Here is a 26314-nt window from a genome sequence, read left to right on the forward strand (position 1 = left end):
TCATCCGCCTGAAACCACGGCCAGATTTGGTGAGTGGCGTTGCCCTGGCAGTGCAACGCCACTCACCTGTGGGCCGGGACCCGTGATCGGAACGTGTTAGTTGTCCGCCGACCTGACGGCGTATACCTCGTGCAGTTCGGTTCCGGCCAGGCTCGGGTCCTGCCGTGTACGCGCACACAACCCGCGCAGGCGCAGCAGTTCGCAGAACTGCGCGAGACGGCCGTCCCGGTCGTGGACTTCGGCGACGACGGCGCGGATGCGTGGCCAGTCCGCATCGGCGATACCACGCAGGACGTCCAATTCCGCTCGCTCGACATCGACTTTGAGCACTCCGATCTCGGCCGTCGGGCCGTGTTCGGCCAAAATCGCCGACACCGTGGTGATCTCGACGTCTATTTGCTCGCCCTCGTGCAGGCCGTCGGTGATGAGCGCGATCGCCTCGTCGTTCAGGCCGCTGTTGCGCAGGTAGATCGCGGTGGCCTCGTCGTCGGCCGCGCGGTCGGCATACAGACCCGAATTCGCCGATGCCCGTGGGTACCAGGTGAACGGCGCCACCCCGGGGGCCGCCCCGACGGCGACCCGCAGCGGCACGCCGTCAGGGATGAAGGCGGCCACATTGCGTTCCAGGCAATCGAACGTCATCGGGGCCGGCTCGGCGGCGATCACCCGGACGCCAGGGCAGGTATCGGCGAACATCATCGCGCTCAGCCCGATGTTCGCGCCGATATCTAGTGCGATATCCCCCGGCCGCAACCGTGCCGCGGCACGCCGATAGAACCCGTCCGTCGACATCTCGCCCCACAGCATCCGCGCCTCGGCCGGACTCGTGCAGGCCACCGTCCTGCCGTCGTCGAGCCGGAGTTGCTGGAATTGCTGGAGAGTCGTCAGCATTCGTTCAGGAACCTTTCGAGGATCGGGCCGATGACGGCCAGTGCGTACGGATGGGTCAACTCGAGATGCCGTGCTTCGACGACCGTGTTGTGCAGGTCGCCGGTGATGAAGGGTCGCCACGTCCGCACGACGGCGTCGTGGTCGACACGGTCTTTTCCTGCGGTGAAGAAGACCAGGTCTCCGTCGAAGACTTCCGGCCGGTAACCCTGGGCGATGCCGCTCGCGGTCTCGAAACTCTCCATGACCCGATCGACCTGGTCGGCGGTGAACATACCGGTCGCGGTCACCTGATCGTGGATGACACTCCACGCCTGCTCGTGCGTGTCTGCTGACACGTCGGCGCCGAGGTCGAACAGCTCACGCCACCCGCCGAGCAGATCCGCCATCAGTTCGCCGGGCGCGGCCTCGTCCGCGGTGGTGATCATCGCGGCGGCCAGGGCCTCCGATGTGCCGACGGCACTGTCCATCATGGCCAGCGTGCCGACCCGCTCACCATCGCGCTGGAGCCGCACCGCGATGGCGTGGGCGATAGTACCGCCCAACGACCAGCCGAGCAGGTGATACGGCCCGGTGGGTTGTACTCGGCGGATCTCCGCCACATAGCGTTCGGCCAGTTCTTCCACCGATCGCGCATGCGGTTCGCCCGCCACGACGTGGGGATCCTGCAAGCCGTAGATCGGCCGATCCTTGCGCAGATGTTCGACCAGCCCGCCGTAGAACCAGGCCAAACCGCCAGCGGGATGGACAGCGAACACCGCGGGCTGCGGTCCGTTCGCACGCAGCGGAAGCAGCACTTGCAGGCCGGAGCCGCCCGCCGCGCCGTCGGCCCGGCTCGCCAGCGCCATCGGCGTCGCGTCGTCGAACATCCACGGCAACGCGATCGTCACGCCGCGGGCGCGCAGCTCGGTCACCACCATCGTCGCCAGCAGCGAATTGCCGCCCAGGTCGAAGAACCCGTCCGACGCCCCGACCCGCTGGACGCCGAGAACCTGAGCGTAGACGTCGCAGATCGTCTTCTCCGTGTGGGTCCGCGGCGCGGTGAACTCGCTGGCCGATTCGTCGAAATCGGGCGCGGGCAGCGCTTTCCGGTCGAGCTTGCCGTTGACCGTCAGCGGCAGCTCGGGCAACACCATGATCGCCGACGGCACCATGTAGCTGGTCAGCACCTCGGCAGCGGCTGCCCGGACCTCGCCGGGATCGATCCGCTGTCCGTCGGTGCCGACGACGTATCCGATCAGCTGGTCCACGCCGCGATCGTGGCGGTGCACCGCGGCCGCGGCCTGGGCGACGTGCGGATGACGCAGCAGCGCCGACTCCACCTCGCCCAGCTCGATCCGGAAACCGCGCAGCTGTACCTGCGCGTCGGCGCGGCCCACATACAGCAACTCCAGTCCGCTCGCGGACTTGCGCCACCGGCCCACATCTCCCGATCGGTACAACCGGGTGCCCTGCGGATCGAACGGGTTCGCCACAAACCGTGCCGCGGTGAGCGCGGGAGCTCCGAGATAACCACGCGAGAGTTGCCCACCGGCCACATAGATCTCGCCGACGGCTCCGATCGGCACCGGCCGCAACCGGTCGTCGAGGACGTACACCCGCAATCCCGGCAGCGGCGCCCCGATCCCGGACGCCCCGGCCTGCGTGACCTCCGAGAACGTCACATGCACGGTCGTCTCGGTGATTCCGTACATGTTCACCAGTCGCGGCGATCCCGGCGCGTGCGCGGCGAACCAACCGCTCAACCGCGACGCGTCCAGCGCCTCGCCACCGAAGACGACGTAACGCAGGGCGAGCTCACCGGCAGGGCAACCGGATTCGCGGTATCTGCGCTCCGCGTCGGCGAATCCATAGAACGCCGAGGGAGTCTGACTCAATACCGTCACGCGCTCGCGTGCCACGACGTCCACGAACGCCTCGGGCGACCTGGAGGTGTCGTAGTCGACGACGACCACCTTGCCGCCGGTCAGCAACGCACCCCAGATTTCCCACACCGCGAAATCGAAGGCGTACGAATGGAACATCGTCCACACGTCGTCGGGACCGACATCGAACCGCTCGGCCGCGTTCGTGAACAACGTGACCGCTTCCCGATGGGTGACCGTCACGCCCTTGGGGCGGCCGGTCGAGCCCGAGGTGTAGATCACGTAGGCGACGTTGCCCGGCCGCGCGGCGGACGTCATCGCCGTGAAGACGCCCGCGGCGTCCAGGCAATCCTCCACCAGCACCACCGGCGCCGCGTACTCCGGCACAGCCGAGGCTATCTCGGCCGACGTCAACACCGCCGCGGGACCCGCGTCGTCGAGCACGAACCGCAAGCGCTCCGGCGGGTAGGCCACGTCCAGCGGCAGATAGCCCGCACCCGCTCGCACGACGCCGAGCAAGCCGACGATCAACTCGATCGAGCGTGGCAACGCCACGGCCACCAGCGATTCCGGTCCCACGCCATGTTCGGCGAGCCGAGCGGCCACCGCGTCGGCGCGCCGATCCAGCTCCGCATAGGTCAGCCGCGACCGGCCATCGGTCACCGCGACCGCGTCCGGCTGCGCGGCGGCCCTGGCGGCGAACAGCTCCGCGAGTGTCGTCTCCGGAACCGTGACGCCGTCGCCGCCGGAGGCATCGAACAGTTCGCGCCGCTGCGCCGGACCCACGAGGTCGATATCGCCGATGGCGACCTCCGGGCTCGCGGTCACCTCCGCCAGGACCCGCACGTACGACTGCGCGAACCGAGTCATCGTCTCTTCGACGAAAAGATCGGTGGCGTAGGTCAGCCGACCCACGATGCCGTCCGGACGCCCGTGGTCACCGAACCGCTCGACGAGTTTCACGTTCAAATCGGCCTGCGCCGGTTCGAAACCGTTCTCCACCGGCTCGACCGTGAGCCCCGGCAACTCCAACGCGGCCTTGGTCAGGTTCTGGACGTCGATCGTCACCTGATACAGCGGAAGATGCGCGGTCGACCGGGGCGGATTCACCGCCTCGACCACTTGCTCGAAGGGCACGTCCGCGTGCGCGAACGCGGCCAGGTCCGACTCCCGGGTCGCGGCGAGCAATTCGGTGAACGACTGCCGCGCCGACACCCGCGACCGCAACACGAGCGTGTTGACGAACATGCCGACCAGATCATCGAGCTCGCGTTCCCCACGGCCGGCCACCGGAGTGCCCACCGCGACGTCGTCGACACCGGCCAGCCTGGACAGCAAGACGGTCAACGCGGCGTGCAGGACCATGAACACCGTCGCGTTCGACCGGCGCGCGATCGCGCCGAGGCGCGCCTGCACGGCGGCGGGGATCTCGAAATCGACCGTGCTGCCACGCATGGACGCCACCGGCGGCCTGGGCAGATCGGTCGGCAGCTCCAGCAGCTCGGGCAGCCCGGCGAGGGTGCCGGTCCAGAAGCGCAGCTGCTGGGACATGACCGAGCCGGGATCGCGCTCGTCGCCGAGCACTTCGCGCTGCCAGAGTGCGTAGTCGGCGTACTGGACCGGGAGGACCGGCCACGTCGGCTCCGTCCCTTGTCTGCTGGCCTGGTAGGCCAGCGCGACGTCTCGCGCGAGCGGCAGCATGGACTGTCCGTCGGCGCAGATGTGGTGCACGGCGATCACCAGCACGTGTTCGGTGGCATCGAGTTGGAACAGCTCGATGCGCAGCGGGGGAGCCTGTGTCACGTCGAAGCTCGCCGAGACCGCGGCGACCGCCCGCGGCATGAGCTGCGCTTCGTCGATCCGGACCGCCGTGAGTGCGGGTACGACCTCGTCGGCGGCGACCGCGACCTGATGCGGTGTGCCGTCGGTCATCGGGAACTTGGTCCGCAGCGACTCGTGCCGGTCGACGACCAGTTCGCACGCGCGCTGCAACGCGTCCAGATCGAGTTCGCCCTTCAGCCGGACCACCAGCGGGATGTTGTACGCGCCGATAGAAGTGTCCAGCTGATTGAGGAACCACATCCGCTGCTGCGCCAGAGACAAGGGCACCAGCGCGGGCCGCGTGCGCGGTGCCAGCCGCGCCCGGGCACGCCGCTCGAAACTCGCCAGGCGTGCGGCGAGCTCGGCGACGGTCGATGCTTCGAACAGGTCCCGGACGCTGATGCTCACGCCGAGCGCCGTGCCCAGCTGTGCGGTCACCCGCGTCGCCGACAGCGAGTTGCCGCCGAGGTCGAAGAAGCTGTCGGCCGCTCCGACCCGTTCGACGCCCAGCACGGTGGCGAACACGTCCGCGACGCGTCGCTCGGCCTCGGTCCGCGGGGCGATCCACTCCCGGCCCTCGGCGAATTCCGGCGCGGGAAGCGCCAGCCGATCGAGCTTGCCGGTCCTGGTGAGCGGGAGTTCGCCGAGCACCATGCAGGCGTCGGGCACCATGTGCGCGGGCAACCGCAGTCGCGCGGCGCTCCTGACCTCGTGCGGATCCACCTCCTCGTCGCCGACGAGGTAACCGACGAGCCGGTCGACGCCGCGCTCGTCCTTCCGCAACACGACGACGGCGTGTTCCACTCCCGGATGCCCGGCGAGGACGGCCTCGATTTCACCGAGTTCGATGCGTTGACCGCGGATCTTGACTTGGAAATCGCTGCGGCCGAGGTATTCCACGGTGTGCTCGGGTGTCCAGCGCGCGAGGTCGCCGGTGCGGTACATGCGTGAGCCCGCCGCCCCGAACGGATTCGCCACGAAAGCGCCAGCCGTCGTCGCAGGCCGGTTCACATACCCGCGAGCCAGTTGCACGCCCGCGAGATACAACTCCCCTACCACGCCGACCGGCACCGGCCGCAACCACGCGTCCAACACCACGGCCTCGACGCCGCCGATCGGACCGCCGATCGTCACGAGATCGCCGGGCCGCAGCGGATCACTGATTCCGGCCAGGATCGTGGCTTCGGTCGGCCCGTACCCGTTCAGCAGTTGCCTGCCCGGAGCCCACACGGCGACCGTTTCCGGTGTCACCGCCTCGCCTCCGGCGATCAGCACCCGCAACGAGTCCAGTCCCACGGGCGACATGGTCGCCAGCACGCTCGGCGTGATGAACGCGTGCGACACCCGCTGTGTCCGAATCAATTCCGCGAGGTCGGGTCCGCCGAACACGTCCGATGGCGGCAACACCAGCACAGCGCCGTTCGCATGGGCCAGCAGCACCTCGTGAACCAGCACGTCGAACCCTGGTGCGGCCGCTTGCAGTACTCGCGAGTCGCTGTCGACGCCGAACCGGTCACGTTGTACCGCGGCGAAATTCGCCAAACCTTCGTGGGTTACCGCCACGCCCTTCGGTGTTCCGGTCGACCCCGACGTGTAGAGGACGTAGGCGGTATCCCGGACATGCGGGGTCCGTACCCGATCCGCGTCGGTCACCGCGGCCGCCGATCGCGCCGCGATCGCCTTCTGGGTCTGCGGGTCGTCGAGGACCAGCAGACGAACCGGGTCCGGCAGCAGTTCCCGGGACGCCTCGACCGTGAGCGCGACCCGCACCTCGGAGTCCGCGACCATGTGCAGGACGCGCTCGGCCGGATTCCGCGGATCGACCGGCAGGAACGCCGCGCCCGCTTTGGTCACCGCCCAGATGCCGACCACGAACTCCACCGACCTGGCCATCGCCAGCGCGACCTGATCGCCCGGGCCCACGCCCCAGTCGATCAACGCACGCGCGACACGATTCGACCAGGCGTCCAACTCGACGTAGGACAGCGTGCGCTCGCCCGAAACCACCGCTGCCGCGTCGGGGTTCACGACCACGCCAGCGGACAGCAACTCCGCCAGCACACACGCCCGCTCGGCATGACCGCCCGAAGCGGGCACCAGATCACGCCGCTCGCCGACGGACAACAGATCGACCGCACCCAGTCGCGACCGCGGATCGGTGGTGATGGCGCGCAGCACGGTCTCCAGACGCGCGGCCAGGCCGGACGCCGTCCGGTCATCGATGCGGGCCCGCTGGTAGCGGATCCTGACGTGCAACTCGTCGGTCTGGTGCGCCTGCACGGTGATCGGGTAATGCGCGGCGTCGCTTCCCTCGGACGAGACCACCCGCATACCGTCGATGTCCGCGTCGCCGAGCCCGCTGCTGTCGACCGGATACGACTCGAAGACGACCAGGGTGTCGAACAGCTGGGCAGTGCCCGCGGCCGACAGGATCCGGGACAGTTCGACGTCGTGATGGTCGAGCAGGCGGGTGTTGTCGGCCTGCAACCGGTTCAGCGCGTCGTCGATGGTCCAGTCCCGCCGCACGTGCGCCGCCACCGGAATCGTGTTGATGAACAGGCCGATCATCGACTCCACACCCGGCAGGTCGGCAGGACGCCCGGAGACGGTGCTACCGAACACCACGCGTTCGGCGCCGAGCTGGTTCGCCAGGACCATGGCCCAGGCGAACTGCACGATCGTCGCCATCGTGACCGCTCGTGCCCGGGCGAACTCCACCAACTCGGCCGTGACCGCGCGATCGAGCACGACCTCGAGGTCGATCGGGATGTCGACCGTCGCATCGGTGCGCGAATCGGCGACCAGCGTCGGTTCGGTGAACTCGCGCAGCGCCTCTCGCCAGACCTCGACGCCGGTGGACAACTCGCGCCGATCCAGCCATTCCAGGTACGTGCGATAGGACGCGGCGGCGGGCAACAGGTCGGCGCGGGCGCCCACCGCGTACAAGCCGATCAGCTCACGCCACAGCAGCGGCAGCGACCAGCCGTCCAGCAGCAGGTGGTGGGCGGTCAGCACCAGGCGGAAGTCCTGTGGCGCCACCGCGATGAGCAGGAACCGCAGCAGCGGCGGATCGGCGGGATCGAACGGAACCGCCCGCTCGGCCGCGATCAGCTCGTCCGGCGTCATCGTGCCGCCGGTCAGGTCGATTCTTCGCCACGGCACCGCGGTCGCGGCGGGAACGACCTGCGCGGGAACGCCGTCGGCCGTCCGGACGAACGCGGCACGCAGGTTCGGATGCCGCTCGAGCAGCGCCGCCGCCGACTTTTCCAGCCGGTCCTCGTCGACCACGCCGGACAGCCCGAGCACCGATTGCGCGGTGTAGACGTCGATCTCGCCTGCCGCGAGTTCGGCGTGGAAGAGCAGTCCTGCCTGCAGCGGCGCCAGTGACCACACGTCGGTCAGGGTTCCGTACCGGTCGGCGAACGCGTCCAGGTCGGACTGCGTGACGTCGACGAGCGGAACGTCGGACCGGGAGAAACCCCAGTCGTCGTCCGCCCGGGCCGCGGCGGCGATCCCGGTGACGGCGTCGACCCATTCGTCGACGAGTTCGGCGACCTCGTCGTGATCGAGCAACCGCGAGGCGTATCCGACATGCGCCGACAGCTGCGGTCCGGCCACGGTGTCCAGGATGTTCACGTCGATCGTGACCACCGCGGCCGCAGGCATGTCCGGATCGAACGAGGCCCGCCGGTCGAACTGCTCGTCGGTCGGAATCCAGGCGAGGTCGGACAGTGTCGTGAGATCGGCCCCGACCCGGCCCAGGTTGTTGAAACTGATCTGCGGCTCCGGCGACCCGGCGAGCCGGTCGGCCGTGTCGGTGTTCAGGTAGCGCAGCAGACCGTAGCCGATGCCCTTGTCGGGGATGGCGCGCAGCTGGTCTTTCACGGCCTTCACCGCCGCGCGCGGGTCCGCGGCGTCGACGCCACTCAGATCGAGCGCCACCGGGTAGGTGTTGGTGAACCAGCCCACCGTGCGGGACAGATCCGCTCCCTCGGCGATCTGCTCGGCGCGCCCATGGCCTTCCAGCAGGACTTTCATGCCCGCGTGCGCGATGCCGCGCCGACTGCGCCAGCGAGTCAGCGCCACGGTCAGACCGGCCAGCAGCGCGTCGTCGACGCTGCCGTGGACCGCCGCGGGCACCGCGTCGACCAGCGCCGACGTCACGTCCGCTGGCATGGACACCGTCAGATGGCGGACGGTCGACTGGGTGTCGACGGTGGGATCCAATGCCGCGCGGCCGAGCAGCGGATCGTCCGCAGCGCTCATCCGCTGCCACAGCTCGAGCTCGTCGGCGCGGTCCGCGGCGGCGTCGGCCAGCGCATGCGCCCAGCGCCGCATCGAGGTGCCCCGCGCGGGCAGCTCGACCACTCGTCCCTGGATGACCTGCTGCCAGGCGGCGGCGAAATCGGGTATCAGGATCCGCCAGGACACCGCGTCGACGGCCAAGTGGTGGATCACGATGAGGGCGCGGGCATCGGCGTCCACACCCGATGCGGGAAGCAGGCACACGACCTGCACCATCCTGCCCTCAGCCGGGTCGAGGCGGTCGGAGGCCTCGGCGAGCGCGGCTTCCAGGACGGCGGTGAACCCTTCGCTGCCGGGCGCTTCGTCCGTGCCGAAGGTGCGGGTCAGCACCGAACCAGCGACGTCGACGGTGCTCGCGGGCACTACCTCCAGCCTGTGCGCCCGCAGCCGCGAGCGCAGCATGTCGTGCTGGTCGAGCACGGCCTGCACGGTCGAGGTCACCTCCTCGACGCGCGCGTCACCTGGCAAGCGGACCAGCATCGACTGGGCGAATCGCGGTGCCGACCCGAGCCGCTCGGTGAACCAGGAAACAACCGGTGTGAACGGGATTTCGCCGACGCCGCCGCCGGGCAGTTCCTCGAGCGACACCCGTTCCGCGGCATCGGCGACGCGGGCCAGAGCCCGAACGGTCTTGTGCTCGAAGATGTCCCGAGCCGTGACGATGACACCCGCCGACTTCAGCCGGGACGCCAACTGGATCGAGAGGATGGAATCACCACCGAGTGCGAAGAACGAGGTGGTCACCCCGACCGAGGCGATGCCGAGCACGTCCGCGAACGCGGCCGCGATCGTGCGCTCCAGATCGGTTTCCGCCGCGACGGCATCGTCACCCGCTGCCTGGAACACCGGTTCGGGCAACTCTTTGCGATCCACCTTGCCGGTCGAGGTGATCGGCATGCGGTCGAGCACGGTGACCGACGACGGCACCATGTGCGCGGGCAGAACCGCGGCGACGTGGTCGAGCACGGCGCTCGGTTCGACGACCGTTCCCGGTTCCGGCACGATGTACGCGGCGAGCAGAGGCTGCCCGCCGGGTCCGCGACGGCTCACGGTCACCGCGGCGGCCACCCGCGGATGGGTGAGCAGGGCGGCGTCGATCTCGCCGAGCTCGATGCGCTGGCCGCGAATCTTGACCTGGAAGTCGCTGCGGCCGACGTATTCCAGTGCGCGCCGCGCGTTCCAGCGGACGATGTCGCCGGTGCGATACATCCGGGAACCGGGTTCACCGTAGGGGTTCGCCACGAACGCGGCCGCCGTCGTGCCGCGCCGGTTCAGGTATCCGCGCGCCAGCTGAGCACCTGACAGGTACAGCTCCCCTGCGACCCCGACCGGCACCGGACGCAACCGCGCGTCCAGAACCAGGGCTTCCGCGCCCCGGATCGGGCCGCCGATGGTGATCGGTTCGGCAGGCCGCACCGGGTCGCTCATCGTGATCACGATCGTGGTCTCGGTCGGACCGTAGACGTTGTGCAGGCGGCGTCCCGGCGCCCATGCGGCGATCAGGTCCGCGGGCACCATCTCGCCGCCGACCGCAAGCATCCGCATCGACTCGAGACCAGCAGGCGACATCGTCGCCAGCACACTCGGTGTCAGGAACGCGTGCGACACCCGATGCCCGCGGATCAACTCGGCCAGGTCCGCGCCGCCGAACACGTCCGGTGGCGAAACGACCAGCGCCGCGCAGGCGGCGTGCGCCATCAACGCTTCCAGCAGCACCGCGTCGAAGGCGGGCGAGGCAACCTGCAGCACGCGCGAGGTGCCGTCGACCTGATAACGCTCGCGTTGCTCGGCCGCGAAGTCCGCCAACCCCTCGTGGGTGACCACGACGCCCTTCGGCGTTCCCGTCGATCCGGACGTGTAGATCACATACGCCGCGTCCTGGACGCGCAGTGCGCGAGCGCGATCCGCGTCCGTGACCGGGTGGTCGGATCGCGCGGCGATCTCGGCGGCCGAACGCGGATCGTCGAGCACCAGCCATGCGACAGCGTCCGGCAGCGACACGCGTGCGGCCGCGAGCGTGATCCCGGCCTCGACACCCGAATCGTGCACCATGTGCGCGATTCGCTCGAGCGGATACCGCAGATCCACCGGGACGAACGTCGCGCCCGTCTTCGCGATCGCCCACATCGCGACGTGGTAGTCGACCGACCGCGGCACCGCCAGCGCGATGCACATTCCCGGCCGCGCGCCTCCGGCGAGCAGCTGCCGGGCGAGCCGGTTGGCCCGCTGGTCGAGTTCCCCGTAGGTGAGCGTCTCGGCCTCGCCGATCAGTGCGACCGCCGAGGGGTCGGCCGCCACGGCCGACGCCAGCAGATCGGGCAGCAAGCACGGCTGCGCGGCGTCGCCGCCCCTCGCCGGGACCAGCTGCTCGGTCTCCTGGGCGCTCAGCAGCCCGATCGCGCCGATCGGGCGGGCCGGATCGGAGGTGACCGCTTCGAGGACACGGACGAACCTCTCCGCCAACGACACCGCGGTCGATTCCACGAAAAGGTCGGCGGCATAGATGATTTCGCCGTCGATACCGGCGGGTCGAGCACCGTCGGCACGCTCGGTCAGCAACACCGTGAGGTCGGCCTTCGCCTGCGCGATGCCCGGGTCGAGGACCTCGACTCCGACGCCGGGCAGCTCGAACCGGGCCGGGCGGGTGTTCTGCAACCCGAACATCACCTGGTACAGCGGCGCGTACGCCGTCGAACGGGGACGGCCGAGGACGTCGACCAGCCGCTCGTAGGGCAGATCCGCGTGCGCGAGCGCTTCCAGGTCGACGTCGCGGACCTCGGTCAGCAGTTCACGGAACGAACGGTCGTCGTGGATCCGCGTTCGCAGCACCACCGTGTTGACGAACATGCCGACCAGATCGTCCAGCTCCGGCCTGCCGCGACCGGCGACGGGTGTGCCCACCGAGATGTCGTCGGTGTGCGCGGTGCGCGCCAGCAGAATCGCCAATGCCGCGTGCAGCACGACGAACACGGTGACGCCCTCGCGGTGTGCCAGCCGCACGATGTCGTCGTGCAGCCGCGCGGGCAGCTCGAAGCGGACGTTGCCGCCCGCCGTCGAGATGGTGGCGGGCCGCGGGCGGTCGGTCGGCAAGCCGAGCAGTTCCGGTGCGTCGCCGAGGTTTTCGCTCCAGTACTGGATCTGGCGCGCGATCAGCGACGTCGGGTCGTCCTCGGAACCCAGCGTCTCCCGCTGCCACAGCGCGTAGTCGGCGTACTGGACGGCCAGCGGTTCCCACTGCGGTTCGCGACCGCTCACCCGCGCCCGGTAGGCGGCGAACACATCGCGGGCCAGCGGAGCCATCGACGAGCCGTCGGCCGCGATGTGATGGACCACGAGCACCAGCACGTGATCGTCGGCCGCGGTGCGGTACAGCCGCGCCCGCACCGGCACCGTTCGCGCGATGTCGAATCCGGTCGCGACGGCGGTGCGGATCCGGTCGGCCAGTTCCGCCTCGTCGCCGACCGGCTCCGGGTCGAGAACCACGTCCGCGGTCATCGCCGCGGCATCCTGCACGACCTGGCGCGGTTCGCCGTCGACCGCCGGATACACCGTTCGCAACGGCTCGTGCCGGGTCACCACGTGGTGGAACGCCGCCCGCAGTGCGTCGACGTCCAGTGGCCCGGTCAACCTCGCCGCGAAACAGATGTTGTATGCCGCCGAGTCGGTGTCGAGCTGGTTGAGGAACCACATCCGTCGTTGCGCGGCCGCCAGCGGGATGTTCGCTGGGCGTGGCCGCGGTGTGAGCGGCACGATCTCGCACCGGGTTCGCGGCGCGATCCGTTCGGCCAGTCCGGCGATCGTCGGCGCGTCGAAAATGTCGCGGATGCCGACGTCGACGCCGAGGGCTGCTCGGGCTCGCGCCGCGAGCTGAGCCGCGGAGAGCGAATTGACACCGATGGTGAAGACGTTCGCGGTAGCGCTCACGCGATCGGCGCCGGTGAGTTCGGCGACCAGACGCGCGAGCACCGCCTCCCGGTCGTTTCGCGGCGAGACGAACGCCTCGCCGCTGTCGAACACCGGCTGCGGCAGCGCGGCGCGGTCGAGCTTGCCGTTGGCGGTCAGCGGCAGCGCGTCGAGCACGTGGACGCCGTCCGGAACCAGATAGGGCGGCAGCGTATGGGTGAGCTGCTCGCGTATCGCGCGGCCATCGATCACCGCGCCCGGCGTCAGCGTCACGTAGCCGACGATTCGTTCCGCCGTCGCGATCGCCACCGCACGCGCGACCTGCGGAATCGCATGCAGCGCGGCTTCGATGTCACCCGGTTCCACCCGCTGGCCGCGCACCTTCACCTGGAAGTCGCTGCGGCCCAGGTACTCCAGCTCTCCGGTCGCCCGCCACCGGACCAGGTCGCCGGTGCGATACAGCCGCTCGCCCGCCGCGCCGAACGGGTGCGCGACGAAAGCGCCGCAGGTGAGGTCGGCACGCGCGTGATAACCGCGCGCCACCTGGATGCCCGAGACGTACAGCTCACCGATGACGCCGACCGGAACCGGTCGCAGCCGCGAGTCCAGGACATACACCTTCATTCCGGCCGCCGGCGCACCGATCGGCACCGTCGTGGTCGCCGCGTCCGGCACGCATCGCGCAGCCGTGACGACCTCCGCCTCCGCGGGTCCGTACCAGTTCACCAGCTCCGCGTTCCGGAACACGCGCGCCGCGGCGTCGACCGTCCGTTGCGCCAGCGCCTCGCCCGCGACGAATATCCGCCGGATCGAGGGCAGGTGGGCGACGGCGGACTCGAGCAGAACATCGAGCATCGACGGGACGAAGTGGACCGTGGTGATCTGGTGACGCGCGATGACGTCGGCCAGATACGCGGGGTCGCGATGCCCGCCTGGCTCGGCGACGACGATGTGCGCGCCGGTCTGCAACGGCCAGAACAGCTCCCACACCGCGATGTCGAACGTGATGGGAGTCTTGTGCAGCACCGCGTCGGACGCGTCGTGCGGCCACTGCCGCTGCGCCCACGCCAACTGGCTCATGGTCGCGGCGTGGGTCAGCGCGACACCCTTCGGAACACCGGTGGAGCCGGAGGTGAACAGCACGTAGGCGATGTTGTCCGGCCGCAGCGGCGCACGCCGCTCTTCGTCCCCGATCGGCCCCTCGGGCAGATCGGCGACGTCCAGCCGGTCGATCGGAACGGACGAGCAGGTGCCGGGCAGATTCTCGCCATCGGAGGATGTGGTGAGCACCATCAGCGGCTGCGCCGCCTTCAGTACGTTCGCGATCCGCGCGCTCGGGTGTTCCGGGTCGATGGGCAGGAACGCCGCTCCCGCCTTCACCACCGCGTACAGTGCCGTGACGAGCTCGGCTGAACGGCGAATCGCCACCGCCACAACGGTTTCCGGCCCCGCGCCGCGTGCGATGAGCCACCGGGCCAAACGATTGACCCGTGTGTCGAAGTCCCGGTAGGTGACCGCGCTTGCGCCCGGAAGGCGCAGCGCCAGGCTGTCCGGGGTGCGCGCGACCTGGTCGTCGAACGCGTCGACGAGCGTCCGGCCGGGTGCGGCGGAGCCGCCGGTGTCATTCCAGCGCTCCAGCACCTGGTGCCGTTCGGCATCGTCGAGCAGGCCGATCGCACCGACGGCCGACTCGGCGTCGGTCGCGGCGGCGTCCAGAACGCGGACGAATCGCTCGGCGAAGCGCCGCACGGAGTCCTCGTCGAAGAGGTCCGTGGCGTAGGTCAGGCGCAGTGTCATGCCGGTCGGCTCGTTGTGCGTGCCGTGGCCTTCGGCCATCATCAGCAGCAGGTCGTAGATCGCGGCACGCTCGCCGGGGTCCACACTCTCGACGGTGAGATCCGGGAGTTCGACGCGCGCCTGCGCCATGTTCTGGTAGGCGAGCAGCACCTGGAACAACGGTGTGTGCGCGGTCGACCGCGCCGGGTTCAGCGCGTCCACCAACTGCTCGAACGGAACGGTGGCGTGGTCGAAGGCCTCGATGTCGGTCCGCCGCACCTGATCCAGCAGACTCAGGAAGGTCTGGTCGAGGCTGATCCGGGTGCGCATCACCAGGGTGTTGACGAACATTCCGACCAGGTTGTCCAGCGACCGGTCGCCACGACCCGCGTGCGGCACACCGATGGTGATGTCATCGCTGCCGGACAGGCGGGACAGCAACACCGCCAGCGCCGTGTGCACCACCATGAAGGTGGTGGCCCCGGCTCGGCGCGCCAGCGCCTCGACCCGTCCTTGCAGCTCACCGGGGATCGCCACATGGATCACCGCGCCACGCTGGGTCTGCTCGACCGGCCGCGGCCGGTCGGTGGGCAACTCGATCAGATCGGGTATCCCCGCGAGCTGGGTTCGCCAATAGGCGATGTCGCGGGCGACGAACGAATGCGGATCGTCCGCCGAGCCGAGCACCTCGCGCTGCCAGAGGGCGTAATCGGCGAATTGCACGGCCAGCGGCGCCCAGTCCGGCGCGTTTCCGCCCGACCGCGCCCGATAGGCCGTGACCAGATCCGCGGCCAGCGGCGCCACCGAGAAGCCGTCGCAGCTGATGTGGTGCGCGGCCAACGCGACCGTCCACGCCTCGTCCGACAGCTGGTACAGCGCTATGCGCAGCGGCACGCCCTTGGCCACGTCGAAACCGGCGCTGGAGAACTCCGCCAGCAGGCGCGACAGCTCGCGCTCGCCGACCGGCTGCGGCGTGAGGTCGAAGGTGGCCAGGACATCGGCCGCGTCCAGCACGACCTGGGTAGGGGTGCCGTCGACGGCCGGGTACACCGTCCGCAGGCTCTCGTGCCGCTCGACGACATCACCGATGGCCGCGGTCAGTGCCGCGAGGTCGAGGACGCCTTCGAGGCGAATCGCCAGCGGCACGATGTATCCCGGCGCATCGGGATCGAATTGGTTGAGGAACCACATCCGGGTTTGCGCGTGCGACAGCGGAATACGATCCGGGCGCGGTTTCCGGACCGGCGCGGGAAGGCTCGGCACCGCACGCAGTCGGGTGATGCGCTCGGCGAGGTCGGCGACGGTCGGCGCCTCGAAGATGACGCGGACCGGGATGGACACGTCCAGGACGTCGCCGATGCGGCTCAGCGCGCGAGTCGCGACGAGCGAATTGCCGCCCAGGTCGAAGAAATTGTCATCGGCGCCGATCTCCGGCCGGTCGAACAGCTCGCCGAAGACCGCGGCAACGGTCTGTTCGACGAGTCCTCGCGGCGCGCGGTACTCGGTCCGGTCATCGCTCGCGTCCGGTGCGGGCAGCACTCGGTAGTCGACCTTGCCGTTCGCGGTGAGCGGTATCGCGTCGATCCGGACCACCGATGACGGCACCATGTAGGCGGGCAGCCGGTCCAGCAGGAAGGCTCGCACCTGCTTGACGTCCAATGCCTCCCCGGCGACCACGTAGGCCACCAACCGCTGATCGCCGCCGTCGGTGCGCACCTGCGCGACGGCCGCGCTCACCGAATCGTGCGCGACCAGCGCCGCCTCGATGTCGCCGAGTTCGATCCGCAGGCCCCGGACCTTCACCTGGGTGTCGGCGCGGCCGACATACCGCAGGCTGCCGCCCGCGTCCCAGCGAACCAGGTCGCCGGTGCGGTACAGGCGGGAACCGCTCGCGTCGCCGAACGGGTCGGCGACGAACGTCGCCGCCGTCAGGCCGGGACGCTCATGGTACCCGCGAGCCAATTGAACGCCGCCCAGGTACAACTCGCCGGTGACGCCGATCGGAACCGGATGCAGCCGCGCGTCCAGCACGTGGACGACCACGTTCGCCTCGGGCACACCGATCGGTACCGTGACGCCGTCGACCGCGTCGACGCGGTGAGCGGTGACGCTCACCGCGGCCTCGGTCGGTCCGTACAAGTTGTCGATGCGCGCGTCGCTGAGATCCTTGAAGCGGCGGACGGTCTCGGCCGGAAGCGCCTCACCGATGCACAGCACCCGACGCAGGTCCGGGAACTCCTGCCCAGCGGCCACGTCGAGGAAGGCCGAGAGCAAGGACGGCACGAAATCCACGGTTGTCACACCGTGTTCGGTCATCAGCCGCGCCACCGCGCGGGGGTCGCGCTGCGCGTCCTGACCCGCGACGACCAGCGCCGCGCCACAGGTCAACGCGGAGAACAGCTCCCACACCGACAGGTCGAAGGTGACCGGCGTCCGCAGCAGCATGATGTCGTCGCCGCCGAGCCGGTAGTGCTCCCGCATCCACCGGAGTTGATTCACGACCGCGGCATGCGACACCGCCACACCCTTCGGCACGCCTGTCGAGCCGGAGGTGTAGATGACGTACGCCAGGTCGTCCGGATGCAGCGGCCGGGTCCGATCGGCATCCGTCACCGGCGACGCGTCGGTGCGCTCGCCCCCGAGTTCCTCGAGCGCCCATACCGGCACGTCGTCGGGCAGGCTCACCTGGTCGGCCGGACGGGTGAGGACCGCCGTCGGCCGCGCGGCCGTCAGGACCGCGCGCACACGCTCCACCGGATGATCCGGATCCAGCGGCAGGTAGGCCGCGCCCGCCGCATGGATCGCATACAGCGTGACCAGCAGGTCGACCGAGCGATGCATCGCGACGGCCACCACGGTGTCCGGGCCGACACCGCGTCCGATCAAGGCTCGGGCCAGCGAGTTCACCCGTGCCGCGAAATCTCGGTAGCCGATCCGCGCGCCGCCTTCGGCGTCGAGCACCGCCGTGCTGTCCGGCGTGGCCGCCGCCTGCGCGGCGAACAAGTCCGCGATCGTCGCTGGCGGCGTTTGCGTCGTGACGCCGGTGGAATAGTCCGCCAGCTCGCGGGCTTGCGCGGCGGTCAGCAGATCGATGTCGCCGACGGCGCGAGCGGGATCCTCGACGACCGCGCGCAGCAACAGCAGGTAGCGGTCGAACATCGCGGTGATCGTCGATTCGTCGAACAAGTCTGTCGCGTAACCGAATTCGACCGCCATCTCGCCGGGTTCACCGTCCGGCTCCAGGGCGTCGACGAGATTGAGATGCAAGTCGTATTTGGCCACACTGGGATCGACCATCCGGGTCGACACCGTCAGGCCCTCGAATTCCACGGTGGGAATCTCGATGTTCTGGAACGAGAACCCGACTTGCGTCAACGGTGCGTGCGCCGTCGTGCGCGGCGGATTCAGCACCTCGACCAAGCGCTCGAACGGGATGTCGGCGTTCTCGAACGCGGCCAGGTCGGTGGCCCGCACCTGATCCAGGATCCGGAGGAAGGACGCGCCCGGCTCGATCTGGGTCCGCAGCACCAGCGTGTTGACGAACATGCCGACCAGGCCGTCGAGGCCGGGCTCGCCCCGGCCTGCGATCGGTGTGCCGACCGCGATGTCGCCGGTTCCGGAAAGCCGGGCCAGCAGCGCCGCGTACGCCGCGTGCATCACCATGAAGACGGTGGCGTCATGGCGGCGGGCCAGCGCGACGACCGCACGATGCAGCTCGGCGGGCAGGGTCGTCGACACTGTCGCGCCGCGGAAGGACTGCTTCGCCGGCCGCGGACGGTCGGTGGGCAGGTCGAGGACCTCGGGCAGATCGGCGAGCGCGCCGAGCCAATACTCGGTCTGGGCGACGGTCGGACTGTGCGGGTCGTCCTCGCTGCCGAGCAACTTCCGTTGCCACAACGCGTAATCGGCGTACTGCACGGGCAGCGGCGCCCACTGCGGCGCCTGTCGCCGCACGCGGGCCCGGTACGCGGTCATCAGGTCCGCGGCCAGCGGCGCCAGCGACGACCCGTCGAAGCTGATGTGGTGGACGACGAGTACCAGTGTGTGCTCGTCGGGTGCGCTGCGCAGCAACGCGATCCGGATCGGCACCTCGGAGGTGACGTCGAATCCGGCCGTCACTTCCGCGGCGATGCGCGCCTCGACCTCAGCCGGTGCGACCGGAACCGGCGTCAACGGCGGCAGCGCCGTCTCCAGCGAGACGACCACCTGGTGCGGTCCGCTGTCGCTGTCCGGGTAGACGGTGCGGAGTGATTCGTGGCGTTCCAGCACGTCCGCGATCGTCGCGTGCATGGCGGCCACGTCGAGATCGCCCGACATCCGGACGACCAGCGGAATGTTGTACACCGCTGCGGTCGTGTCGAATTGGTTGAGGAACCACATCCGGGCCTGGGCGGGCGAGAGCGGAATCCGGTCCGGTCGCTCCTGCGGCACGAGCGGTTCCCGTCCCGCCGCCTCGGCGGTGCGCAAGCGCTCCGCCAGTGCCCCGACCGTCGGCGTCTCGAAGATCGCGCGCAGTGGCACCTCGACGCCGAACGCGCCGCTCAGCCGCGCCGCCGCCCGGGTAGCCGACAGCGAGTTGCCGCCGAGGTCGAAGAAGCTGTCCAGGATGCCGACGCGATCGACGCCGAGGACTTCGGCGCAGACATCGGCGACGATCTGCTCGGAGGCGTTGCGCGGTGCGACGAACTCGGTGGCCGGCGCGAACTCCGGTTCCGGCAACGCCCGTCGATCCACTTTGCCCACCGACGACAGCGGGAGCGTGTCGAGCACCATCACCGTGTCCGGGACCATGTGCGACGGCAACCGTTGCGCGGCGTACTTCAGCAGCTCCGCCGTATCGACGGCGCCGTCGGCGGGCACCACGTAGGCGGCCAGTCGCGATCCGCCGTCCGTGCCGACGCCCACCGCCACCGCCGTCGCCACCGTGGGATGTCCGGCGAGGACGGCTTCGATCTCGCCGAGCTCGATCCGTTGCCCACGGATCTTCACCTGGAAGTCGGTGCGGCCCAGATACTCCAGGGTGTGGTCGGCGGTCCAGCGCGCCAAGTCGCCGGTGCCGTACATGCGCGTACCAGCCGGGCCGTAGGGGTTGGCAACGAACGTGACGGCCGTGGCGGCGGAACGGTTGAGATAGCCGCGCGACAGCTGCACGCCCGAGACGTACAACTGGCCGGCCACACCGACCGGGACGGGCCGAAGCCGGGCATCCAGCACCACCGCGTCGACGCCGCGGATCGGGCCGCCGATCGTGACCGGGTCGCCGACACAGAGCGGATCACTGATCGCGACCATGATCGTGGTTTCGGTGGGCCCGTACCCGTTGTGCAGCCGCCGTCCCGGCGCCCACACCGCGACCGTCTCGGCCGACACGGCCTCGCCGCCCGCCACCAGGACCTGCAAGGAATCCAACCCGGCGGGCGACATCGTCGCCAGCACACTCGGCGTCACGAACGCATGCGACACCTGCTGTGCGCGAATCAACGCCGCCAACTCGGTCCCGGCGAACACCTCCGGCGGCGACACCACCAGCGCCGCACCGTTCGCGTGGGCCATGAGCAACTCGAGCATCACGGCGTCGAATCCCGGGGCCGCCACTTGCAACACCCGCGACCGGGGCTCGACGCGATACCGTTCGCGCTGCTCGGCGGCGAAATTGGCCAGGCCCTCGTGCGTGACCGCCACGCCCTTCGGCGTGCCCGTCGACCCCGAGGTGTACAACACGTACGCCGTGTCGAGGATGCGGCAGGGCCGCAGGCGATCCGCGTCGGTCACCGCGGCCGAGGACTGCGCCGCGATAAAAGCGCCCACTTTCGGGTCGTCGAGGACCAGCTGCCGAACGTGCCCGGGAAGCAGGGAGCCCGCGGCGTCGACCGTGATCGCGACGTCAACGTCGGAGTCGGCGACCATATGCGCCACCCGCTCGCTCGGGTACCGCGGGTCGACCGGCACGAACGCGGCGCCGGCTTTGGCCACCGACCACACCCCGACCACGAACTCCACCGACCGCCCCATCGCCAGCGCCACCTGATCGCCGGGACCCACGCCCCAGTCGATCAACACCCGCGCAACACGATTCGACCAGTCGTCCAACTCCCCGTACGACACCACGCGGTCCCCCGACACCACCGCGGGCGCGCTCCGATCCTGCACCGAGAACACCTCCGCCAACACCCGCGGAGTCTCCGCACGCCCACCCGACGCGGGGACCAAGCCCAGCCGTTCCATCCCCGAGAGCAGATCCACATCTCCCACGCGGGCCCGCGGATTCGACACGAACGTATCGAGGACCCGATTCAATCGCGCGGCCAGCTCCTCGACCGTTTCCCGATCGAACAGGTCGGTGGCGTAGTTGATGCGAAGGGCGACATCGCCACCGCCAGAGGTGTTCTCCGCGACGGTGACGATGATGTCCACCTTCGCCGGTTCGGCGCCGGGATCGAGGAGCTCGACGGTGAGCTCGGACAGTTCCAAGCTCGGGCGGTCCATGTTCTCGAAGGCGAGGTACACCTGGCACAGCGGTGCGTAGGCCATCGACCGCTTCGGATGCAGTTCCTCCACGACGCGCTCGTAAGGCAGGTCGCTGTTGGCGAACGCATCGACGTCGATGTCTTTGACCCGCGCCAAGAACGCGATGAACTGCTCGTCGGAACGCACCTCGGTGCGCAGCGGGACGGTGTTGACGAACATGCCGACCAGCGGCTCGAGCGCCCGCTCGCCACGACCCGCGACCGGGGTCCCGATGGTGATGTCCGCCGCGCCCGCGAGCCGGGCCAGCAGCACGGCCAACGCGGCGTGGACGACCATGAAGGTCGTGACGTTGGCCGTGCGAGCCAACCGCTCGATCCCGGCGAAGGTCTCGGCCGGGATCACGGTGTCGGCGATGTCGCCGAGCATGGATTGGCGGGCCGGGCGCGGCCGATCCGCCGGCAGTTCCAGCACCGGCGGCATGCCCGCCAGTTGTGCTGTCCAGTACCGCAACTGGCGTGAGGCGAGCGAATCCGGGTCGCCCGCGTCGCCCAGCAGGCGGCGATGCCAGATGCTGTAGTCGGCGTACTGCACGGTCAAGGGCTGCCAGTCCGGCGTCTTGCCTTCCACCCTCGCCTCGTAGGCGGTCGCGACGTCGGCGGCGAGTGGACGCAGCGACGACCCGTCGCAGCAGATGTGGTGCAGGACAACGACGAGCACATGCCGTCGCCGGTCGGCGCTCGCCAGCAGCGCGACCCGGATCGGCGGGCGTCCCCGCAGGTCGGTTCCGATCGAGGCCAGCTCGCGAATCCGGTGCGCGATGTCGTCGGGCTCGGTGGGCTGCGGGGTCAGATCGAGTTCGGCGACGACCTGTTCCGCGGGCACGATGACCTGCGTCCCCGTGCCGTCCACGGCGGGATAGCAGGTGCGCAGCGACTCGTGCCGGTCGATCACGTCCGTCAGCGCGGCGCGCAGCGCCTCGGCGTCGAGACGTCCGGACAGCTGCACGACAAGGGGGATGTTGTAGGCCGCCGACTCCGGGTCGGCCTGATTGACCAGCCACATCCGGTTCTGCGCCGGGGCCAGCGGGATGGGGTCGGGTCTCGGCGCGGCCTTCAGCACGGGCCGGTCGGAGCGCTGCCCGTCTTCGATATGCGCGGCGAGTTCGGCCACCGTCTGCTTGGTGAACAGATCACGCACCGACACGTCGCACCGGGTGACCTCCGCGATGCGCACCGCGGCGCTGGTGGCGGTGATCGAGTTGCCGCCGAGTTCGAAGAAGCTGTCCAGCACCCCGACCCGCTCCGTGCCGAGAACCTCGGCGAACACGTCGGCGATCGACTCCTCGACCACCGTGCGCGGCGCGACATACGCCGCGGCGGAATCGAAGACCGGCTCGGGCAGCGCCCGGTAGTCCACTTTGCCGTTGACCGTCAGCGGCACCGCGTCGATCACGACGATGCTCGCCGGCACCATGTACTCCGGCAGCATCGCCCCGACATGCGCGCGAAGGACATCGGCCGCGCAGGTGGCATCGCCCGCGGGCACGACGTATCCGACGAGCCGTGCCGCCTCGGTGCCGGGGAGATGGACGACGACGACCGCCGCCGAGACAGTGCTGTGCGTCAGCAGCGCGTTGCGGATCTCGTCCAGCTCGATCCGGAACCCGCGCAACTGGACCTGCTGGTCGGCGCGGCCGCGATATTCCAATTCGCCCTGGTGATTCCAGCGCGCGACGTCTCCGCTGCGATAGAGACGCTCGCCCGGCGTGCCGAACGGATTGGCGACGAAGCGTCCCGCGGTCAGCGCGGGACGGTTGAGATAGCCGCGCGCGAGTTGGTCTCCCGCGACATAGATCTCGCCCCATGCGCCCATCGGGCACGGACGCAAGCGATCGTCAAGGACATATGTCCGCAGACCCGGCAGCGCCGGACCGACCGTGCTCGGCGCGCCCGGCACCGCGACGTCCGGGGTCAGATCGGTGTAGGTGACGAAGACGGTCGTCTCGGTGATCCCGTAGCTGTTGGCCAGCACGGGCAGGTTCGGATTGTGTTCGTACCAGTCGGCCAGCCCGGCCGGGTTCAGCGCTTCGCCGGACAAGATGACCAAGCGAAGCGACAGCTCCCCCTCCGGCGCATCGGCCTGCGCGTACCGCTGGTGGGCGGCCGCGAACTGGTAGAACGCCGACGGTGTCTGGCTGAAGACGGTCACCTTCTCGCGTGCCGCCAGACGCACGACGTCGTCGGGTGAACGCGTGGTGAGGCTGTCCACCACGACGACGCGGCCGCCGGTGACCAACGCGCCGAAGATCTCCCAGACCGAGTAGTCGAAGGCGAACGAGTGGAACAACGTCCACACGTCATCGGACCGGATTCCGATCTCGGCACACGAGTTCACCAAGTAGGTCGCGACGGCGCGATGGGTGATCGACACGCCCTTCGGGCGACCGGTCGATCCGGACGTGTAGATGACGTAGGCGAGGTGGCCTGGACGCAGCGGGCTCCGCCGATCGGCATCGGTGATCGGATCCGCGGCATCGTCGCCGTCGACCGCGACATCGTCGAACAGCACCACCCGGCCGGGATCGCCGGGCACCTGCTCACGCATGCTCCGAGTCGTGACCACGGCGATCGGACCGGCGTCGTTCAGCACGTATTCGAGCCGGTCGGCCGGGTGAGCCACATCCAGCGGAAGATAACCGGCGCCCGATTTCAGCACGCCGAGCACCGCCACGATCAGATCCGCGTCGCGTGGCATCGCGATGGCGACCAGCGATTCCGGCCCCGCGCCGAGAGCCATGAGCCTGCGGGCGAACCGGTTCGACCGCTCGTCCAGCTCGCGGTAGGTGAGGGTGGTGGCGCCGGAGGTGACGGCCACGGCGGACGGCGTAGCGGCGGCCTGGCGCGTGAGCAGATCGACCAATGTCGCGGAAGGGGTTTCGCCGTCGCGGCCCGCGAGCACCTCGACGATCCGCAGTTGTTCGGCCGGGCCGACGAGCTGGATGTCGGCGATGCGCGTATCCAGCGGCGACTCCATCAGCCGGGACAGGAAGTCGATGAACCGGTGCGCATGCGATTCGAGTTCGCCCTGCCCGTACAGGTTCGCGTTGCCGTGCAACTCGATCAGCAGCGGCGCGTCGGCGCCGGAGCGGTACAGGTTCAGCTGCAAGTCGTCGAGCGCGCCGGAGGTCAACGCGCGGTAGCGGCCCGCTGCCGCGCCGAGGCGAATCTCCGAGTCGAAGAACAGGATGTTGACGATCGGACCGAACGAGTTCGCCGACGCGTCCAGCGCGCCGGAGTCGCGGCGCAGATCCTCGAACCGGTACAGCTGGTGCCGCATCGCCGAGACGAGCTCGGACACCGACGCCCGGACCACGTCCTCCACGGTGGTCGTCGCATCGACCGCGAACCGGATCGGCACCATGTTCGCCAGCATCGCGGCGGCGTTGCGCAGGCGTTTCGTCACGCGCGCGCTCACCGGCATCGACAGCACCACGTCGTCGGTGCCGGTCATCCGGGACAGGAACGCGGCAAAGGCGGCGATCACCACCTGGGCGGCTGAGGCTTCCATCTCCTCGGCGAACCGGTCGAGCAGCTCGGACACCCGCGACGGAAGTTGCAGACCGGCTACGCGATCGACTTTGGTCGAGCGCGCGGTGCGGCCGGACAGGCTCACCGGGGTCGGCAGGTCCGCGACCTTGTCCAGCCAGTACGCCCGATCGGTCTCGAACCGGGCGCTGGCGCGGTAAGCGCGCTCCGCCTCGACGATGTCGTTCAGGCTCGCCGCGACCAGTGGCGTCGGCGGCCTGCCCTCCATCAGGGCGTTGTAGTGCTCGGCCATCCGGGAGACGACGTTGAACGCGCCGTAACCGTCGATCACGAGATGATGGGCACGTCCGTACCAGAAGTAGTGGTCGTCGCCGACCTTGAGCAGCCGCGTCTCGGTGAGCCGGTCACGGCTCAGGTCGACCGCCTTCGTGTTGTAGTCGCGGCGCATCCACTCCATCGCCGCCGCGACCGGATCGTCCGCGTCACTGAAGTCCAGCACGGGCTCGTCGTAGACGATGCCGCGATCGACGAATTGATATGGGCGACCGTCGTGCTCGACGACCCGTACCACCAACGATTCGGTTTCGTGCCCGGCGTCGTTCACCGCCTGAGTGAACGCGTCGACGTCCACCGGGCCCTCGATCTCGACATAGTGTGCGATGTTGACAGCCGGTCCGCCGGGCAGGTGGTCAGCGAGCCACATGCCGTACTGCGCCCTCGAGAGTGGAATCAGCCCCAGATCACCGTCGGCGGTTCCGTCTGACTTCAGATTCATCGCATGACCCCTCATTCATACCCGGACGCGCGCGAACACCGCGGAAGCACGACGGCTCACCGCATCCGAAATCTGCCTTGTATATGCACTTTGTCTACTTCGAAGCGGCGCTACCCCTGCTCTCGATGCGCCGATCGGATACCGCGTACAGCTCGATCCATCCGCGCCCGGAATCTCGACCGGACGCCGTGCAGACTTCTACGGCTACTCCCACACCTCCCATGTGTCGGCATTTCTCGACGTCTCGAAATCTGAAACAAGACATGTGAACATGCGGTGACGCAGGAACGATCAGGTGGTACAAGCTATCTGGCAGCAGTCAGGCTCAGTGTAGCCATATCGACCGCCCAGCTTCGTGCGCGAGCCGGGTGTTTCGATGTCCATTCGGGCGCGATGACCGCGATGGATCCGCTCGACTCGACCGTGCCCCGTCCATATCGTTCGCGACACCGTCTGTGATACAAGCGGATCTACCGTGGTCAACCCGGTGATCCGGAATGGTACATCCTACGTTCGGATCGAAACCGACCCCGGATGGGCGGCCTTGGCCTCGGGCGATCGGTACCGGTCGGTCTGCACTCCACCGTTCTTCACTCCGACACGCCACTACTTCGAAATGCGTGCATAGTGCCGACTATGGCAATATGCTGGCAACTGAAAATGATTCGCGCGGTTCGGAGGGAGTTCTTTCTCGTCGATATCCGATCCACTCCCTGCTGTCGGATCCATTCTCCAACGTGGCACCGGGCATATGCGGGAACCCCGTAATGCTGGGCGATAGCTTTCGATAATGGCCTGCCTGGTTTATCGAATTGCGTTTACAGTGTGAGCGATCGCCAATATCAGCGACCTCCGTCGGTGTCAGGCGGTGGGGCGTGTGATGCCGCGCTAGGCGAGATCGCCGTCCACTGGACAGTCAGACGCCCGTCGAGGCCGGGATCGGGGTGGCCCCGGACGGTCGGTGAGCC

At 69.1% G+C, this 26314-nt stretch carries 2 protein-coding genes; both read right to left on the reverse strand.

From position 1 onward, the window contains the following. Positions 1-96: 96 nt before the first annotated feature. Positions 97-891, reverse strand: a complete 795-nt coding sequence (locus tag ON34_RS24455; RefSeq protein ID WP_040783432.1) for an FkbM family methyltransferase — start codon at positions 889-891, stop codon at positions 97-99. Then, on the reverse strand, positions 885-25346 hold the full coding sequence (locus ON34_RS24460) for a non-ribosomal peptide synthetase (protein WP_040783435.1): 24462 nt from the start codon (positions 25344-25346) through the stop codon (positions 885-887). The genes ON34_RS24455 and ON34_RS24460 overlap by 7 nt, the downstream gene beginning before the upstream one ends. Positions 25347-26314 lie beyond the last annotated feature (968 nt).

Source organism: Nocardia pneumoniae NBRC 100136, assembly GCF_000308755.1.
Taxonomy (GTDB): Bacteria; Actinomycetota; Actinomycetes; order Mycobacteriales; family Mycobacteriaceae; genus Nocardia; species Nocardia pneumoniae.

Bases quoted from the DNA above. Each gene is read 5' to 3' on its own strand.
- ON34_RS24460 (WP_040783435.1), bottom strand. From the start codon at position 25,346: ATGAATCTGAAGTCAGACGGAACCGCCGACGGTGATCTGGGGCTGATT.
- ON34_RS24455 (WP_040783432.1), bottom strand. From the start codon at position 891: ATGCTGACGACTCTCCAGCAATTCCAGCAACTCCGGCTCGACGACGGC.